15 protein-coding genes are annotated in these 16,559 nt (G+C 73.4%); 10 read left to right on the top strand and 5 right to left on the bottom strand.

Translation table 11 applies throughout. The features are described from left to right. Window positions 1-10: 10 nt before the first annotated feature. From BKA22_RS05490 to BKA22_RS05475, 4 genes are read right to left on the bottom strand one after another with little or no spacing between them, the layout of a single operon-like run. Complete coding sequence (locus tag BKA22_RS05490; protein ID WP_146952545.1) at window positions 11-970, bottom strand: ABC transporter permease; 960 nt, start codon at window positions 968-970, stop codon at window positions 11-13. Then, window positions 963-1,895 carry an ABC transporter permease gene (locus BKA22_RS05485; RefSeq protein WP_146952544.1) on the bottom strand — a complete coding sequence of 311 codons (933 nt, stop codon included), beginning with the start codon at window positions 1,893-1,895 and terminating at the stop codon, window positions 963-965. The genes BKA22_RS05490 and BKA22_RS05485 overlap by 8 nt, the downstream gene beginning before the upstream one ends. Beyond that, complete coding sequence (locus BKA22_RS05480; protein WP_146952543.1) at window positions 1,892-3,283, bottom strand: M14 family zinc carboxypeptidase; 1,392 nt, start codon at window positions 3,281-3,283, stop codon at window positions 1,892-1,894. Before BKA22_RS05480 ends, BKA22_RS05485 begins: the two co-directional genes overlap by 4 nt. A gap of 5 nt (window positions 3,284-3,288) precedes the next feature. Continuing rightward, complete coding sequence (locus tag BKA22_RS05475) at window positions 3,289-4,893, bottom strand: peptide ABC transporter substrate-binding protein (protein ID WP_146952542.1); 1,605 nt, start codon at window positions 4,891-4,893, stop codon at window positions 3,289-3,291. Window positions 4,894-5,217: 324 nt separating this feature from the next. On the opposite strand from BKA22_RS05475, the gene BKA22_RS05470 reads away from it, so the two are divergent. The 10 genes from BKA22_RS05470 (at window position 5,218) to BKA22_RS05425 (ending at window position 15,121) form a co-directional block, all read left to right on the top strand. Next, the gene (locus BKA22_RS05470; RefSeq protein ID WP_146952541.1) at window positions 5,218-5,904 is read left to right on the top strand and encodes an FMN-binding negative transcriptional regulator; all 687 of its coding nucleotides are present in this window, start codon (window positions 5,218-5,220) and stop codon (window positions 5,902-5,904) included. Further along, entirely contained in the window at window positions 5,901-7,382 is a 1,482-nt protein-coding gene (locus BKA22_RS05465) for an amidohydrolase (RefSeq protein ID WP_146952540.1), read from the top strand. The genes BKA22_RS05470 and BKA22_RS05465 overlap by 4 nt, the downstream gene beginning before the upstream one ends. Before the next feature lie 93 nt (window positions 7,383-7,475). Next, on the top strand, window positions 7,476-8,219 hold the full coding sequence (locus BKA22_RS05460; RefSeq protein ID WP_146952539.1) for a hypothetical protein: 744 nt from the start codon (window positions 7,476-7,478) through the stop codon (window positions 8,217-8,219). 61 nt (window positions 8,220-8,280) lie between these two features. After that, on the top strand, window positions 8,281-8,649 hold the full coding sequence (locus BKA22_RS05455; protein WP_146952671.1) for a PadR family transcriptional regulator: 369 nt from the start codon (window positions 8,281-8,283) through the stop codon (window positions 8,647-8,649). Continuing rightward, window positions 8,646-9,833, top strand: a complete 1,188-nt coding sequence (locus tag BKA22_RS05450; RefSeq protein WP_146952538.1) for a hypothetical protein — start codon at window positions 8,646-8,648, stop codon at window positions 9,831-9,833. Before BKA22_RS05455 ends, BKA22_RS05450 begins: the two co-directional genes overlap by 4 nt. Then, a complete protein-coding gene (locus tag BKA22_RS05445; protein ID WP_146952537.1) occupies window positions 9,830-10,972 on the top strand; it encodes a hypothetical protein in 1,143 nt (380 codons plus the stop codon). The genes BKA22_RS05450 and BKA22_RS05445 overlap by 4 nt, the downstream gene beginning before the upstream one ends. Before the next feature lie 94 nt (window positions 10,973-11,066). Continuing rightward, window positions 11,067-11,324 (top strand): phosphoribosylformylglycinamidine synthase subunit PurS, encoded by a 258-nt coding sequence (gene purS, locus BKA22_RS05440; protein WP_146952536.1) that lies wholly within the window; start codon window positions 11,067-11,069, stop codon window positions 11,322-11,324. Beyond that, complete coding sequence (purQ, locus tag BKA22_RS05435; RefSeq protein WP_146952535.1) at window positions 11,324-12,019, top strand: phosphoribosylformylglycinamidine synthase subunit PurQ; 696 nt, start codon at window positions 11,324-11,326, stop codon at window positions 12,017-12,019. The genes purS and purQ overlap by 1 nt, the downstream gene beginning before the upstream one ends. Window positions 12,020-12,211: 192 nt before the next feature. Then, a complete protein-coding gene (locus BKA22_RS05430; protein ID WP_146952534.1) occupies window positions 12,212-14,503 on the top strand; it encodes a fibronectin type III domain-containing protein in 2,292 nt (763 codons plus the stop codon). A 129-nt stretch (window positions 14,504-14,632) separates the two neighbouring features. Then, a complete protein-coding gene (locus BKA22_RS05425) occupies window positions 14,633-15,121 on the top strand; it encodes a DUF5680 domain-containing protein (RefSeq protein ID WP_146952533.1) in 489 nt (162 codons plus the stop codon). Between the two features lie 32 nt (window positions 15,122-15,153). On the opposite strand, the gene BKA22_RS05420 is transcribed toward BKA22_RS05425, so the two are convergent. Continuing rightward, window positions 15,154-16,506 carry an MFS transporter gene (locus BKA22_RS05420; protein WP_146952670.1) on the bottom strand — a complete coding sequence of 451 codons (1,353 nt, stop codon included), beginning with the start codon at window positions 16,504-16,506 and terminating at the stop codon, window positions 15,154-15,156. Between the last annotated feature and the right edge of the window lie 53 nt (window positions 16,507-16,559).

The raw sequence follows: 16,559 nt of genomic DNA, 5'->3' as shown, positions 1-16,559 counted from the left end.
GTCGATCGGGTCAGCGGCTCTGCGGGTCGAGCGTGTCGCGCAGGATGTCGCCGAGAGTGATCATCGCCAGGACGGTGATCGTGAGGAAGAGGCTGGGGAACAGCAGCATGTGCGGCGCGGTCTGGAAGTGCGACTGCGCGCTCGCCAGCTGCAGGCCCCACGAGATCGACGGCGCCCGCAGCCCGAGCCCGAGGAACGTCAGCGTCGACTCGGCGACGATCACGGAGCCGACCATGATCGTCGAGACGGCCAGCACGGGCCCGATCGCGTTGGGCAGCACGTACCGGGTGAGGATCCGTAGGTCGGTGAACCCCATGGCGCGGGCCGCCTCGACGTGGTCGGCGGTGCGCACGGAGCGCACCGAGCTGCGCACGAGCCGGGCCATGGTCGGCCAGGAGAACAGCGCGAGCACGAGGGCCACGGTGACGGGCGAGCGCGAGCCGACGCTGGTGAGCACGACGACGGCCCCGAGCAGGAACGGGAAGCCGAGGAACACGTCCGTCAGCCGCGAGACGAGCCGGTCGAGCCAGCCGCCGTAGTGGCCGGCGAGCGTGCCCAGCACGAGCGCGACGACGAGCGAGGCGGCGGTGCACAGCAGGCCGACGCTGAGGGAGTTGCGGGTGCCGAACACGACGTTCGCGTAGACGTCGCAGCCCTGCAGGTCGGTGCCGAAGACGTGCGTGGCGCTGGGCGCCTGCGCGCTGTCGCCGAGCACGCACACCCGCGGGTCGGGCTGCCCGAACCAGCCGGCGAACCAGGACGGCACGAGCGCGAGCGCGACGAGCGCGGACAGCGTGACGGCGCACGCCCAGAACAGGGGTCGGCGGCGCAGCGTGCGCCACACGCCGCGCGGGGCCACCTGGTCGACGTGCTCCTGCAGCGCGGCCGAGGTCGGGCCCTCGTGCGCCGCCGGAGGCGCGGACGGTGCCGCGGGTGTCGTGGGGCTGACGGTGGCGACGGACTCACTCATGGCGGATCCTCGGGTCGAGCACGGCGTGCAGCAGGTCGACGAGCATGTTCGTCAGCAGGAACACGATGATCAGGGCGGTCGAGACGCCGACGACGGTCGGCCCCTCGTGGGCGCGGATCGCCTGGAACAGCAGCTGGCCGACGCCGGGCAGGTTGAACACGCCCTCGATGACGACCGTCCCGCCGAGCAGGTAGCCCAGGTCGACGGCCAGGAACGTGAGCACGGGGATCGCCGAGTTGCGCAGCACGTGCACGCCGACGACCTGCCGTCCGCGCAGGCCCTTGGCGCGCAGCGTCCGCACGAAGTCGGAGTGCATCGTGTCGACGACGGACCCGCGCATGAGCCGGGCGACGGAGGCCAGGCCGAAGATCGCGACGCAGGCCGCGGGCACGAGGTAGGACGTCGGCCAGCCGTCGGCGGTCCCCGCGACGGGGAACCAGCCGAGCCGCACGCCGAAGAGCAGCTGGGCGGACACGGCGAGCACGAACACGGGTACGGACGTGGCCAGGATGGTGCCCGCGAGCACGGCCTTGTCGCCGGTCCGGCCGCGCCGCAGCCCGGCGTACAGGCCGAGCGCGACGCCGACGACCACCTCCATCGCCCAGGCGGTCAGCGCGAGCGTCACCGTGACGGGCCACCGCGAGGCGAGCTTGTCGGCCACGGACTGGCCGGAGAAGTTCGTGCCCAGGTCGCCCTGCAGCAGCCCGCCCAGGTAGTGCAGGTACTGCTGCCACAGCGGCTCGTCGAGGTGGAACTGCGACCGCAGCTGCGCGACGACGTTCGCGGGCAGCGGCCGGTCGCCGCCGAGGGCCGCGATCGGGTCGCCGGGCAGGGCGAACACCATCGCGTAGATGACGAACGAGACCCCGACGAAGACGAGCAGCAGCTCGCCGACGCGTCGGGCGACGAGCCGGGCGGCCGTCATCGGGCGTCCCGGGCGGCGAGCGCCTGGGCGGCGGCGAGGGTCGCCCCGAGCTGCACGCCCACGAGCCGGGCCACGTCGATCACCTCGAGCCCCTCGACCGCGTCGGCCTCGGCGGTCCAGCGTGCGTAGAGGTCCGCCATGCGCTCGTGCAGGCGGTGCACGCGTGCGGTGGCGGTGCCGGCCACGACCTCGGCGTCGAGGGCACGCAGGAGCATGCCGCCGTACCGCAGCCGGAAGCAGCGCACGAGGTCGTCGTTGCTGAACACCTCGGCGGCGGTGGCCGGCCGGGAGCACTCCGGCAGGGCGGCGCGGACGCGCTCCTGCTCGGCCATCCGGGTGAGCATCGGCACGAAGGCCTCGCTGGCCCGCAGGAACGGCGACCGGATGCCCAGGTCGGGGGCGGCCTCGTCGAGGATCGCGGCGAGCAGCCCGCCGGCGTCGGCCAGGCCGTCGGCCTTCGAGAGCACGACGTCCCGGTAGGAGGTCGCCGTCGGGGTGTCGTCGTCGCTGAGCGGGTGCGACCAGTAGGGCAGCTCGGCGACCAGGGACACCGTGCCGTACCGGGCCGCGTAGGAGCCGGAGGAGTCCCCGCAGCTGGCGGGACCCGGGTCGATGCCGAGCTCCTCGAGGTACGCGTACTCCTCGGCCATCGAGATCGCGTGGTAGACGGCCGGGGCCATCGCGCGCAGCGCCGGGGACTCGGGCTCGCCCGTCTCGAGGGGCAGCCCGAGCTCGGCGGGGATCGCGTGCAGGGCCCGGACCAGCCCGGGGACCTCCTCGGACAGGTAGTAGTAGACGCCGCCGAGCTCGGCGTTGTGCAGCGACACCATGAGGTGCGGCTGCACGTCGTCGATGACCCGCATGAGCGCGAGCGTCTCGGGCAGCACCTGGTCGAACCACGCGTCCTTGTAGGAGAACGGGAACGTCCACTCGACCTGCTCGTCCGGCGCGGGCCGGTAGAACCGCCGGCTGTACGTGGTGCGACGCGTCGGGTCGGCGAACCAGCCCTCGTTGAGCCGCGTGCCGTCGGGGTCGATGCAGGGGACCAGGTACCAGGTCGCGTCGTACGCGTCGCGCAGCGCGGGGTCGGTGCACAGCTGCTCGGCGAGGTGCTGCAGCGTGCGGAAGCCGATCGGCTCGTTGGGGTGCACGCCGGCGAACAGCAGGTGCCGGCGCGGGCCGTGCCCGACGGTGACCATCGGGATCGGCTCGCCGAGGCGCGAGGTGCCGATCCGGCGGGTGGAGACCAGGTCGGGGTGGTCGGCCGCGAGGTCGTCGAACCAGGCGAGCAGCGCGTCGACCGTCGGGAAGTCGTGCATCGGGGGGACCCGGTGGGTCCGCGCGAGGATGTCCTCGAGCGAACCCACCGGGGTCGTGTCGGTGCTCATCGGTGTCAGGCGTCCTCGGCGAGGACGGTGTGGGCGTAGTCCGGGTTGCCGACCGCGGAGGTCGTCAGCTCGGCCACGCGGTCGGAGGTGACGAAGTTGTACGTCTCGAAGAACAGCGGCGGCGCGGCGAACTCGGCGAGGATCAGCTCCTGCACGGCGCCGTAGGCGTCCGCCGCCTCGGTGCCGTCGACCTGGGCGTCGGCGGCCGAGATGGCCGAGGCGACCTCCGGGTCGTACCAGGGGATGCAGTTGGCGCAGCCGCCGTTCTCGACGTAGAAGGCGCGCAGGGTGTTCTGCTGGCTGGGGTAGAGGGCGCCCCAACGGGAGAAGAACGGGCCGGGCGCGTCGCCGTCGAGCCGGGTCTGGTAGAACTCGGCCCAGTCGGTGCTGGGGGTGGCGACAGCGTCGACCCCGAGGTTCTGCCGCAGGTTGTTGGCGATGGCCGTGTAGAGGTCGTCGAGGCCGACGCCGCCGGGGTAGTAGATCTCCATGCTGCCCGCGAAGCCGCCGGCCTCGTCGAGCAGGGCCTTGGCGCCCTCGGGGTCGTACTCGCACAACTCGCCGCAGATGCCCTCGGGGGTGCCGGGCTCGATCGCGGGGGTGAACGCGGTGGCGGGGGTGTAGAGCCCGCCGTAGATCACGTCGTTGATCGTGTCGCGGTCGATGGCCATGGAGATCGCCTGCCGGACCCGCACGTCGGCGTACCGCGGGTCGGACAGCGGCAGGCCGAGGTAGGAGATGCCGGCCGCCTCGAACGAGTAGACGTGGTCACCGAAGTCGGCCTCGGCCTGCGCCATCTTGTCGGCGGGCAGGTCGGAGACGTCGATGTTGCCCGCGAGGACGTCCGTGTAGGCGGTCGCGGTGTCCGTGTAGGGCACGAACGTGATCTGGGAGACCGTCGGGGCCTCGCCCTGGTAGTCGGCGTACGCGTCGAGGACGAGCGGCTCGTTCTCGACGTAGTCGTTGGTGAGCTCGAACGCGCCGTTGCCGACGGGGTGGGTGTTGTAGGCGTCGAGGTCGTCGTACGCGCTCTCCGGCATGGGGTACATGGCGGTCTGCGCCTGCGAGAGCTGCATGGGGAACTGGCTGTCGGCGCCGTCGAGCTGGACGGTGAAGGTCAGGTCGTCGACGACGGTCAGGCCGGACATCTCGGTGGTCGTCGGTTCGCCCTCGGCGGGGTTGAGGTCCCCGTAGCCGACGACGTGCGCGAGCTGGCCGCTGTTCTCGAACGCGTTCGGGCCGTAGGCGACGGTGTTCCAGGCGTCGACGTAGGACTGGGCGGTCACGGGTGTGCCGTCCTGGAAGGTCCAGCCGTCCTTGAGCGTGATGGTCCACGTGGTGGCGTCGTCGGACTCGACCGACTCGGCCTGGATGTACGTCAGGTTCGACGCGTCGTCGACCCAGGTGAGGGGCGCCCAGACGGCCATCGCGAAGTCGTAGGCGACGGTCTGGCGTCCGGGGATGAGCTGGCCGGGGTCGGTGACGGCGACGCTGAGGGCGCCGCCGGTGCCGGTGGTGCTGGTCGTGTCGTCCGAGGCGGTGTCGGAGCTGCCGCAGGCGGCGAGCGTGAGTGAGGCGGCGAGGGCTCCGGCTGCGAGCCGCAGGCTCATGCGTGTCAAGGGGTTCCTCCAGGTCAGGGAGCAGAGGGGGGAACTGAGGGGGAACTGAGGGGGGAACTGAGCGGGGGAGCGGGTGGGGCGGCGGTACGGGGTGCACGAGCAGGCAACCCCTCTATCGACCGATCCGTCAATAGCGAAGTTCTCGAAGTTTCAGTAGGAAATGAAGCTTTAACCTGCCGGTGACACGCCGGCCTCATCCCTGCGACGTCACCCTGCTTCGATGACCTCGACGCACCGCTCAGAGCCCTGCTCGACGCTGCTGAGACCCCGCTGAACTCCCTCTGAACTCCCGCTGAGACCCTGCTGAGGCACCCGATGATCGACACCCCGGCCTACGCCCTCACCGACGAGGACCGCCTGCGCGCCCTCGTCCGCGAGCACGGCTGGGCCACCCTGATCAGCCCCACGCCGGACGGCGTGATCGCCTCCCACCTGCCCGTGGTCCTCGAGGACGGTGACGAGCTCGCGGTCGTCGGGCACCTCGGCCGACCCGACGACGAGCAGCACGACCTCGGCTCCGGCCGCGAGGTCCTGCTCGTCGTGCAGGGCCCGCACGGCTACGTCTCGCCCGGCTGGTACGGCTACGGACCCGCCGTCCCGACCTGGAACTACGTCGCCGCGCACCTGTACGGCACGCTCGAACGACTGTCCCCGCAGGCCACGCTCCAGGTGCTCGCCGACACCGTCGACCGGTACGAGCACGTCATGCCCGCACCCGTCCGGATGGCCGACGTCGCCGAGTACGCCCACCGGATCGCGCACGGCACCGCCGGGTTCCGGCTGCGCGTCACCCGGTGGCAGGGCAAGGCCAAGCTCTCCCAGGACAAGCCGCCCGAGGTGCGCCGCCGCGTCGAGCAGGCGCTGCGCGAGGACCCGCACTACGCCGTGCCCGCGCTCGCGGACGCTGTCCTGGACGAGATGACCCGGGACGAGATGGCCCGGGACGAGATGGCCCGGGACGAGCTCGCCCGCAGCGCCGCCGACGAGGGGGACGCCCGATGAGCGACCTGCTGCTCGCCCGTGCCCGACGGCTCACCGACCCGGCGCCCGTCGACGTCCTGCTGCGCGACGGGCGGGTCGCCGCGATCGGACCGACGGGAACGCTCGACGCCCCCGGTGCCGAGCGGGTCGACCTCGACGGGCGCACGCTCATGCCCGGGCTGTGGGACCAGCACACCCACCTGACCCAGTGGGCCCTCGCGCGCAACCGGCTCGACCTGTCCGGTGCGACGTCGGCGGCGCAGGCCGTGCGGCTCGTCGCCGACCGCCTCGCGCAGGACCCGCCGCCCACCGGGACCGCGCTGGTCGGCCAGGGCTTCCGGGACGGGCTGTGGCCCGACGTGCCCTCGGCCGCGCTGCTCGACGCGGTCGCGGGGCCGACGCCGGTCGTCCTCGTCTCGGGCGACCTGCACTGCTCGTGGTCGTCGACCGCCGGACTGCGGTTCCTCGGTGTCGAGACGCACCCGACCGGTGTGCTGCGCGAGTCGGAGTGGCTGCCGATCATGGGTGGCATCGACCGGGTCGACGACGACGTCGCCGACGCCCTGGTCGCGGACGCGACCCGGCACGCCGCCGCCCGTGGCGTCGTCGGCGTGGTCGACCTGGAGATCGCGGACAACCTCGTGGCCTGGCGACGCCGGGCCACGGCCGGCGACCCAGCGGTGCGCATCCGCGCGGGCGTCTGGGAGCAGCACCTGGACGCCGTCCTCGCGGAGGGCCTGCGCACCGGCGACCCGCTCACCGCCGGTGGGCTCGTCACGCAGGGACCGCTCAAGGTCGTCACCGACGGCTCGCTCAACACGCGCACCGCCTACTGCCACGACCCGTACCCCGGGATGCTCGGCCGGACCGCGTGCGGCGTGCTGTCCGTCCCCACCGACCACCTCGTGCGCCTGATGGCCGCGGTCACCCGGCGCGGGTTCACCTGCGCCATCCACGCGATCGGGGACGCGGCCAACACCCTCGCGCTCGACGCGTTCGCGGCGACCGGTGCCCGCGGGACGATCGAGCACGCCCAGTTGCTGACCTGGGCGGACGTCGAACGGTTCGCCGCGCTCGGCGTCGTCGCCGGGGTCCAGCCCGAGCACGCGATGGACGACCGGGACGTCGCCGACCGGTACTGGGCCGGGCGCACCGACCGCGCGTTCGCCTACGGTGCGCTGCACCGCGCCGGGGTGCGGCTCGCGCTCGGCTCGGACGCGCCCGTCGCCCCGCTCGACCCGTGGGACGCGATCGACGCCGCCGTGACCCGCACGCGCGAAGGGCGAGAGCCCTGGCATCCGGAGCAGGTCGTCGACCTCGACGTGGCGCTCGCGTCGAGCGTCGACGAGCAGCCGCTGGGCCTGCGGGTCGGCGCGCCCGCCGACCTGGCGGTGCTCGACGAGGACCCGGCCGCGCGGCTCACCGCCACCGGGTCCGTCCGGGGGATGCCCGTCGCGGGCACGTTGGTCGCGGGACGGTGGACGCACCGCACGGTGTGAGGGCCGCGCCCGTCCACGCCTTCACCCTGTTGACGGGCGGCGGGTCGATCCGGACATCTCTGGCACGATGCCGCGGACCGACCCCCCGACCGGATGGACCCCACCGTGCGCCGTGCCCTGTTCCTGACCGCTCCCCTCGCCGTCCTCGCGCTGCTGACGGCCTGCTCGGGCGGGTCCGAGGCCGCGACGGGCTCGACCGACGCGGCCACGGGACCCGCCACCACCACGGGCGCCGAAGGCGCTGCCGACACCGGCGCGCTCGACGTCGCCGCGCTCGGCGCGCTGCAGCTCACCGCGGACGAGCTGGGCGAGGGCTGGACCGCGCTCGACACCACCGACACCGCGACCACCGACCCGACCTCGCTCCTGCCGGAGGGCGCCGAGTTCGACCCCGCGGTGTGCGGCGAGCAGGTGCTGGCGCTCCAGCAGGGCAGCGAGGCGGCCCCGGACGCCTTGTCCTCGACCGTCTACACGAAGGACGACGGCACGGTCGTCGGGGTGACCCTGGCGGTCGGCGACGACTACAGCGAGCTGGTCTTCGAGGCGCTGACCCAGGTCCAGCAGGACTGCGCGACGTACACGGTGACCTTCCCCGAGCTGTTCACCGCGTCCTACGCGATGACGTCGCTCGACACCGCGTCGCTGGCCGACCGGTCCGACGCCGTGCTCATCGCGATGACGATGGACGGCGCGGCGGCCGGCTCGACGGCCATGCTGCTCAGCCAGGTCGGCGACGTCGTCGTCTCGGTGATGACGACGGGCCTGGAGGAGGCGGACACCGCGCTGCTCGAGCAGGCGGCGACGCAGGCCGTCGACAAGGTCTCTGCAGGCGTCTGACGCGCGCCGCGGCTGGACTTGATAGGTCGTTCGACGATATATATCGGACATGGCCTTCCGGATGACCGAGCAGACGTACCTCGTCCTGCTCGCGCTCGCTGACCAGCCGCGGCACGGCTACGGCATCGTGCAGGAGGTGCGGTCGCTGTCCGCCGACCGCGTCCGCCTCGGTGCCGGCACGCTGTACGGCATCCTCGACCGGCTCGTCGAGGCCCGGTACGCCGAGGCCTCCGGCGAGGTCGTCGTCGACGGGAGGCTGCGCCGCTACTACCGGCTGACCGACGAAGGGCTGGCCGTGCTCGCAGCCGAGACCGACCGCGTCGCCGAGCTGGCCCGCCGTGCCCAGCGGGTGCTCGCCGCCCGTCCTGCCCGACCCGCGCTGCCCGCCCTGGGCGGTGCCCCGCGACCCGCGTTCGGAGGTGCCCGGTGACCGCGAGCCCGACGGAGATCGATCCCCGGTTCGAACGATCGGTCGGCTTCTGGCTGCGGGCCTACCCGCGCCGGTGGCGTGCGACGCGAGCGGACGAGCTGACCGCCGTCCTGGCGGACATGGCGGCGCCCGGTGCGCGACGGCTCGACGTGCGCTCGGCCCTGGGCCTGCTGCGCGCCGGGTGGGGGACCCGGTGGCGCGAGCGACCGCCGTTCTGGGTCGCCGTCGGGTACCGCTGGCAGATGTCGGTGCCCGCCCCGCGCTACCGCGCGTGGGTGCGCGACGACATCGAGGGGCCGCTGTTCCCCGCGCGCGAGGTGGCGTGGCGTCTCTGGTTCATCTTCGTGATGATGGGCTGGCAGGTGCACTTCGGAAACTACGGGCCCGAGATCTTCATCGGCTACGTCTTGCTCTTCGTCGCGATCATCGGGCTCAGCGATGCCCGAAACCGGCGGAGCGCTGCCAAACGGGCGTTGCGGGCGAGCCCGGACGACCCGCCCGGGCAGTGGGGCCTGATCAGCGTCAGCACGCTGCGCGACCGCTGGACCGCCGACCCTGCCCTGCGCTGGACGACCGGTCTGCTCGCGGTCGGCGCGCTCGGCTGGAACGCCGCGGCGCTCGCGCGGTCCCTGCGGACCGTCACGTGCTCGACAGGCACCGCGGCCGGGGACCAGTGCTCGGCGTCGGTCTGGGGGATGTCGACGCTCGGGCTCCTCGTCGTGGTGCTCGGCGCACTCGCCGTCGCCGTGCCGCTCGGGCTGCTGGTCCTCGAACGCCTCCGTCGCGAGCTGCCGCGGCGCCCGGAGCAGCCCTCCCGGCACGTCGTCCGCCCGACGGTCGGCATGGCGATCGGGGCGACGGCGATCGGCGTCATGGTCGCCGGCGAGGCCTGGCTCGAGGTCGTCGGCCGGTGGCCCATGGTCCTGGCCCCGCTGGCCGGCCCGTTGTGCCTCGTCCTGGTGGTGCCCGCGGCTGCGGCCGCGTGGGTCGTGCGGGCCGGCGAACCCGACGTCACCGTCGTCGACGTCCGACGTGTCGCGCTCACCGGTCGCCCGCCCGCGGTCGACGCGCTCACCGAGGGTCTGGTCGGCGCCTACCGGGCCGGGCCGTCCGACGCCGGGCTCCTCGCCGCCCAGCAGGACCAGCCGGCCGGTCCCGGCTGGGTGCTGGGAACGGCACGATGACCGGTCCGGTGACCCCCGCGGGCGTCGACCCCCGGTTCGAGCGGTCGGTCGGCCGGTGGCTGCGCGCCTACCCGCGGCGCTGGCGTGCGGTGCGCGCGGCCGAGCTGACCGCCGTCCTCGCCGACCTGGCGGCACCCGGTGTGCGTCGGCTCGACGTGCGCTCCGGGATCGGGCTCATGCGGGCCGGCTGGGCCACCCGGTGGCGCGAGCACCCGCCGCTGCGTCCCTGGCTGAGCTATCGGCTGCTCGACCGCCGGATGCCCGCGCAGCATCGAGCCTGGGTCAGGGACGATCTGGCGGGTGCCCTGCTGATCGTCCGCACGCAGTGGCCGTTCGCCGCGATGATGCTGTTCCTGAGTCTGAGGGACGACGGCATCACGGGTTTCGCCGGGGTCCTGTGCGGGCTGGTGCTCGTCCTGTGGGTCTTCATGGACGACTCCCGGCGGCGGAACGCGACCCGCAAGCACTTCGAGCTGCGTGCCGGGGAGGAGCCGGACGCGACCTCCATCGTCCGCGGCTGGGTCTCCCGCTCGCGGTACCGGGCGGCCACCCTGATGCCGCTCGTGGCCACGGTGCTCACGGTCGGGGCGGTGGCCGGCACCGTCGCGGCCGGGTTCGCGCACCGGCGGGTCCTCGTCACGTCCTGCGACGACGGGTTCGCATGCACCTCGATCGAGGGCGGCGCGATCGGCCACGTGCGGACCGAGCTCGTCGTGCTCGTTGCGGCACTCCTCCTCGGTGCCGCGCTCGTCCCTCTCGCGCGACAGCGTCTGCAGCGCCTGCTGCCCGGGCCGGAGCAGCAGTGCCGGTGGTCGGTCGATGTCGCCGGGCGTCAGCGCACGGGTGCCGTCATGGTCGTCGCGTTCCTCTGCTCGTGGGCGGCCGCCGAGGCGAGCGGTCACCTCATCCTCCTGTCGACGCCGGTCACGCTCGCCTGCTGCCTGCTCGCGCCGGGTGCGGTCGCCGCCTGCCTCCTGATCCGGGCGCGTCCGGACCTGCGGGACGTCGCCGCGGTGGACGTCTGGCGCGCAGCCGTGCGTGGACGGGCCCCGCGGCTCGACGCGCCCGTCCCCGGGTACGTCCCGTACGCCGTGACCGCGACCGATCTCGTCGTCCCGGGCGCCGCCGACGCGGTGTGAACCGCCGGTCGGACGGTGGGGTCGGCGGTGCCCGGGTGGTCGGTAGACTCGCCGCGACCCCCACCACCGCGCGAACACACACAGGAGCCACCTCGTGGGACGAGTCGTCGTCGACGTCATGCCGAAGCCCGAGATCCTCGACCCGCAGGGCAAGGCCGTCGCCGGCGCGCTGCCGCGGCTGGGCTTCGCCCAGTTCACGTCGGTGCGCCAGGGCAAGCGGTTCGAGCTCGAGGTCGAGGGGCCGGTGACCGACGAGGTGCTGGCCGCGGCCCGTGCCGCCGGTGAGCAGGTGCTGTCCAACCCCGTGATCGAGGACGTCGTCGCGGTCTACGAGGACGAGGTCTCGGCCTGATGACGCGCGTCGGCGTCGTCACCTTTCCCGGGACGCTGGACGACCGGGACGCGGCACGTGCGGTGCGGCTCGCGGGTGCGGAGGCGGTGCCGCTGTGGCACGCCGACGCGGACCTGCACGGCGTGGACGCGGTCGTCCTGCCCGGCGGCTTCTCCTACGGCGACTACCTGCGGGCCGGGGCGATCAGCCGGTTCGCGCCCGTGATGGGCGAGATCGTCGACGCGGCGGGCAAGGGCCTGCCGGTGCTGGGCATCTGCAACGGGTTCCAGGTGCTCACCGAGGCGCACCTGCTGCCCGGGTCGATGATCAAGAACGACCACCTGCACTTCATCTGCCGCGAGCAGGTGCTGTCCGTGCAGAACGTCGACACCGCCTGGACGCGGGACTACACGCTCGGCGAGAAGATCACGATCCCGCTGAAGAACCAGGACGGCCAGTACGTCGCCGACGAGCGCACGCTCGACGAGCTCGAGGGCGAGGGCCGCGTCGTGTTCCGCTACGAGGGCTGGAACCCGAACGGGTCGCGCCGCGGCATCGCGGGCATCACGAACGCGGCGGGCAACGTCGTCGGTCTGATGCCGCACCCGGAGCACGCGGTCGAGGCCGGCTTCGGCCCGGACGGGCCGAAGGGTCCGCGCACGGGGACGGACGGGCTGCGGTTCTTCACCTCGGTGCTGCACGCGCTGGTCGGCTGACCTGACGGCAGCCGTGGCTCGCCCCAGGCGGCTCAGGGGCGGGTGAGACGCCCACCTGCGGGGCGGTACGGGTGGAGACACCCAGATCAGGACGTTGGTCCCGCACTTCACCTCGGCTTCTTCTCGCGGATGGGCCGCGGCGTTCGATAGGTGCCTCGACATCGAGACACCCGACGCCGTTGGAGCCCTGGCATGACCGCACCCGGAAGCCCCGGACAGCCCACCCCGTTCGCACCCGCACCGGGTCCGCGCACCTCGACGGCGACGCGACGGGTGGCGCACCTCTGGCGTGCCTTCGGCGTGCTCGCGGTGACCGTGCTCGCGCTGGTGACCGCCTCGCCGGTCCCGGCGACCGCGACGGCGGCGGCTCCCGGCGGCGCCGACCGAGGGGCTGCGGTCCCGCTTCCGGTGGCCGACCTCGACTCCTCGTTCGTGGCGACCAACGGGGGCGTCACCGCGTCCGCCGGTACGACGGGCGTCTGGAACAACGTCACCTGGTTCTCGTACACCCCGGCGCAGGCCGTGCGGGTGTTCATCCGTGCGACCTCGGTCAGCCCGGCCGGGTGGGACAACACGCTCGAGGTGTGGACCGGCGGGTCGCTCGTCACGCACAACGACGACTTCTACGGGCTGGACGCGTCGCTCACCGTGAACCTCCAGGCCGGGACCACGTACCAGATCGGCATGGGCGGCTACAGCTCCGGCTCGCGCGGCAGTGCGACGCTGACGTTCGCCACGCGGGTGCCGACCCCGCCGCTGGACGTGCAGGCCACGTTCGGTGACGCGAGCGCCGACGTGTCCTGGTCGGCACCCGCCGACGTGGCCGGCGGCGTCACCGGGTACACGGTGCTCTGCACGCCCGCGGGCGGCGAGGAGACCGAGTGCGGTGCCACCAGCGGCACGCCCCCGCAGCGCTCGAGGCACGTCACCGGGCTGACCAACGGTGTCAGCTACACGTTCCGCGTCACCGCGAGCAACGTCATCGGCCCGTCCGACCCGTCCGTGCCCGTCACCAGCATCGTGCCGAAGGCGACCTCGACGACGACCATCAGCACCGACCCGGCAGCGCCCGTCAGCGGTCAGCCCTACGACGTGCACGTCTCGGTGAGCGCGGGCGGGACTGCTGCCACGGGCACGGTCGACGTGACCGTCGGCGGCGTCCTGCACGGTGGACTCGCCCTGGTCGGCGGCGTCGCCACGGTCGAGGACCGCACGGACCCGGTGAGCACCGTGGCCCTCTCGGCGACCTACGGCGGCACGAGTGCGGTCGCCGCGTCGTCGGCGTCCAGCAGCGTGAGCGTCGCCAAGCGGCCGCAGACCGTGACGTTCGAGGCGCTGCCCGCCGGTCTCGTCTACGCGGGCGCGCCCGCCACGCTGGACGCCTCGGCGTCCTCCGAGCTGCCGGTCACGTTCGCAGCCTCCGGTGCGTGCGCCGTCTCCGGCGGGTCGCTGCAGCTGACGGGTGTCGGCTCCTGCGAGGTCACGGCCACGCAGGCGGGTGACGCGCAGACCGAGTCCGCGCAGGCCACGCAGACCGTCGACGTCGCCCGCCGCGGTCAGGTGGTCACGTTCGGCGAGCTGCCGGCCCTCGTCTACGGCCAGGGCTCGACGACCCTGGTCGCGGCCTCCAGCGTCGGCCTGCCCGTGACGTTCGCCGCCGAGGGGGCGTGCACCGTCACCGACGGGCTGCTGAGCGTCACGGGTGTCGGCCCGTGCACGGTGACCGCCACGCAGGCGGGCGACGAGCTCACCGGGCCGGCGTCGTCCGTCGTGCGGACCGGTGCGGTCGCCAAGCGGTCGCAGGCGGTGACGATCGCCCCGCTCGCCGTGCCGGTCTTCGGCGGCGACGCGTCGACCGTGAGCGCACGCTCGGAGTTCGATCTGCCCGTCACGCTGTCGGCCGCCGGGGCATGCCTCGTCGACGCCTCGGGCCGCCTGACGGCGGTCGGCACCGGGCTGTGCGTCGTGACGGCCGCGGCCGCGGGCGACGACCTGACCCTGCCGGGCCAGGCCACGGCCTCGGTCACCGCCATCGGCCCGGACAGTGCGGTCGAGGCGACGCTGGACCGTCAGCTCGGCGAGCTCGCCGAGGGCGCACCCGTCAGCGCACGCGGCACGGGCCTGCGCCCGGGCACCGTCCTGACCCTCGAGGTGCACTCGACGCCGCAGGTCATCGGCACGGCGGTCGTCGGCGCCGACGGCACGGCCGTCGTCACCGGCATGCTTCCCGCCGGGCTCGAGGGCGGCGCGCACCGGCTGATCGCGGTCGGCACCGCGCTCGACGGGACGCCTGCGCAGTTCGTGCTGCCGTTCCAGCTCGCGCAGGACGGCACGATCCTGCGGATCCAGGAGCGGACGCTGGCCCTGGCGGCCACCGGCGCTGACGGTGTCGGTGCGGCCGGGGCCATGGCCGCGGCGTGGGTGCTGCTCGGCGCGGGCCTGCTGGTCCTGCGTCGTCGGTGGGTGGCGCGCTCCGGTCGCTGATCGCACGACGACGGCTGCCCCGTCCGGGACGACCGGGGCAGCCGTCGTCCGCTCTCGCCAGACCCTGTGGGTACCGGGCGCTACGGTCGCCGGACGGGTCAGGTTCCCGGTTCCGAGACGGGGTGTGCGATGACGGTGCAGGACGCAGGCGTGGCGCTCGACGTGGTCGCGCTCGAGGGGTTCGTCGTGCGTGCGAAGTCCGTGACCTATGTCGGCGGCGGGGAGCCCGTGCCCGCCTCACGCACCGGTTCGCACGACCTGGCTTTCGCCGAGGGGCCCTGGGGCTACCTCGACAGCTACGTGGGTGCCTCGGACTTCCTCGGGCAGGAGCTCGTGACGTTCGAGGGTGAGCCGGTGTGGGCCATGAACTACTACGGCTACCTGCTGCGCCCCGACCTGATCGACGCGGCGCGCACCGGCTTCGTCATCCGCGCGGCCCTGAGCGCGATGTACGCCGAGGGCCGGTTCCTCGGCGGGTTCGCGCACGAGATCCAGGGGTACGCCTACACGGACACGAGCGAGGGCGACGTCACGCACTTCTCGGGCACCGAGTGGATCAGCGAGGGCGGCGAGCGCCTGTACGAGCTGCGGTACCACGGGGGGCTCGTGCGCGACTGAGCCGGTCCGGTCCGGTGCGGGGCGGGCGGTGCTCAGTCGTCGGTCGTCGCGGTCGTGCGGGGCATGGCGAACCCGACGAGCAGGGTCAGGGCGGCGACCCCGGCGATCGCGGCGAACACGGCCGTGGCGGCGTCGTTGAACAGTGCGGGGGCGGACGCCGCGTCCGTCTCGCCCATGAACCCCGTGACGAGAGCGCCGAGCGCGGCGACACCGACGGCGCTGCCCATCGACCGGGCGAACATGTTCGCGCCCGTCACGACGCCCCGCTCGCCCCACCCGACGGACGACTGCGCGGCGATCAGGCTCGGCGCGGCCACGAACCCCAGGCCCATCCCCATGACGAAGCACGTCGCGGCGACCGCCACGACCGACGGCGACCGTGACGTGAGGGCGAGCGCGCAGGCGGCGATCACGGTGAGCGTCGCGCCGATGAGCACCGTGCGCCGGAACCCGATCCGCAGGTAGACCTTGCCCGACTGCGAGGCCGACAGCGGCCACCCGAGCGTGAGGGCGGCCAGTGCCAGCCCGGACACCAGCGGCGACACCCCGAGCAGCGCCTCGAGGAACGTCGGCACGTACGTGGTGACGCCCATGAGCATGACGCCCACCCCGACGGAGATGAGCGCGGTCGTCGCCAGGAGCCTCCGGGTCAGCAGCCGCAGCGGCAGCACCGGCTCGGTCGCCCGTCGCTCCACGGCCACGAACGCCACAGCGGCGGCGGTGCCGAGCGCGAGCGCGCCGATGCTGGGCATCGAGACCCACGCCCAGGCGTGCCCGCCCTCCAGCAGGGCCACGACGAGCAGCGTGGTCGCGAGCGTGAGCAACGCCCCGCCCGCCCAGTCGATCCGGTGCGGCCTGCGCTCCACGGACTCGTGGTGGTGCCGCACGACCAGCCACGCGGCGAGCGCACCGAGCGGCACGTTGACGAAGAAGATCCACGACCAGTCGAGGTACGTGGAGAACACCCCGCCGAGCGTCGGCCCGACGACGGAGGAGATCGCCCACACGCTCGCGATGTACCCCTGCGCACGGGCACGCTCGGCGAGCGTGTAGATGTCGCCGACGATCGTGATCGCCATCGGTTGCACGGCGCCCGCACCGAGACCCTGCACCGCGCGGAACGCGATGAGCGCCGGCATGCTCCATGCGAACCCGCAGAGCACCGACCCGAGAAGGAACAGCCCGATGCCCAGCAGGATGATCGGCTTGCGACCGACGGTGTCCGCGAGCTTGGAGTAGATCGGCACGCTCACGGCCTGCGTGAGCAGGTAGATCGAGAACAGCCACGGGAAGCTGGCGAACCCGCCGAGGTCGGCGACGATCGTCGGGACCGCGGTGGCCAGGATCGTCGAGTCGATCGCGACGAGGCCGGTCGTCACCATCATGGCCAGCAGCAGCGGCCCCCGCGTGGAGCGCAGGCCCACCCCGTCGGCGTGCG

The sequence above is a fragment of the Cellulomonas soli genome (assembly GCF_013409305.1).
Lineage (GTDB): Bacteria > Actinomycetota > Actinomycetes > Actinomycetales > Cellulomonadaceae > Cellulomonas > Cellulomonas soli.
This window is presented reverse-complemented; position numbering and strand designations above follow the sequence as displayed.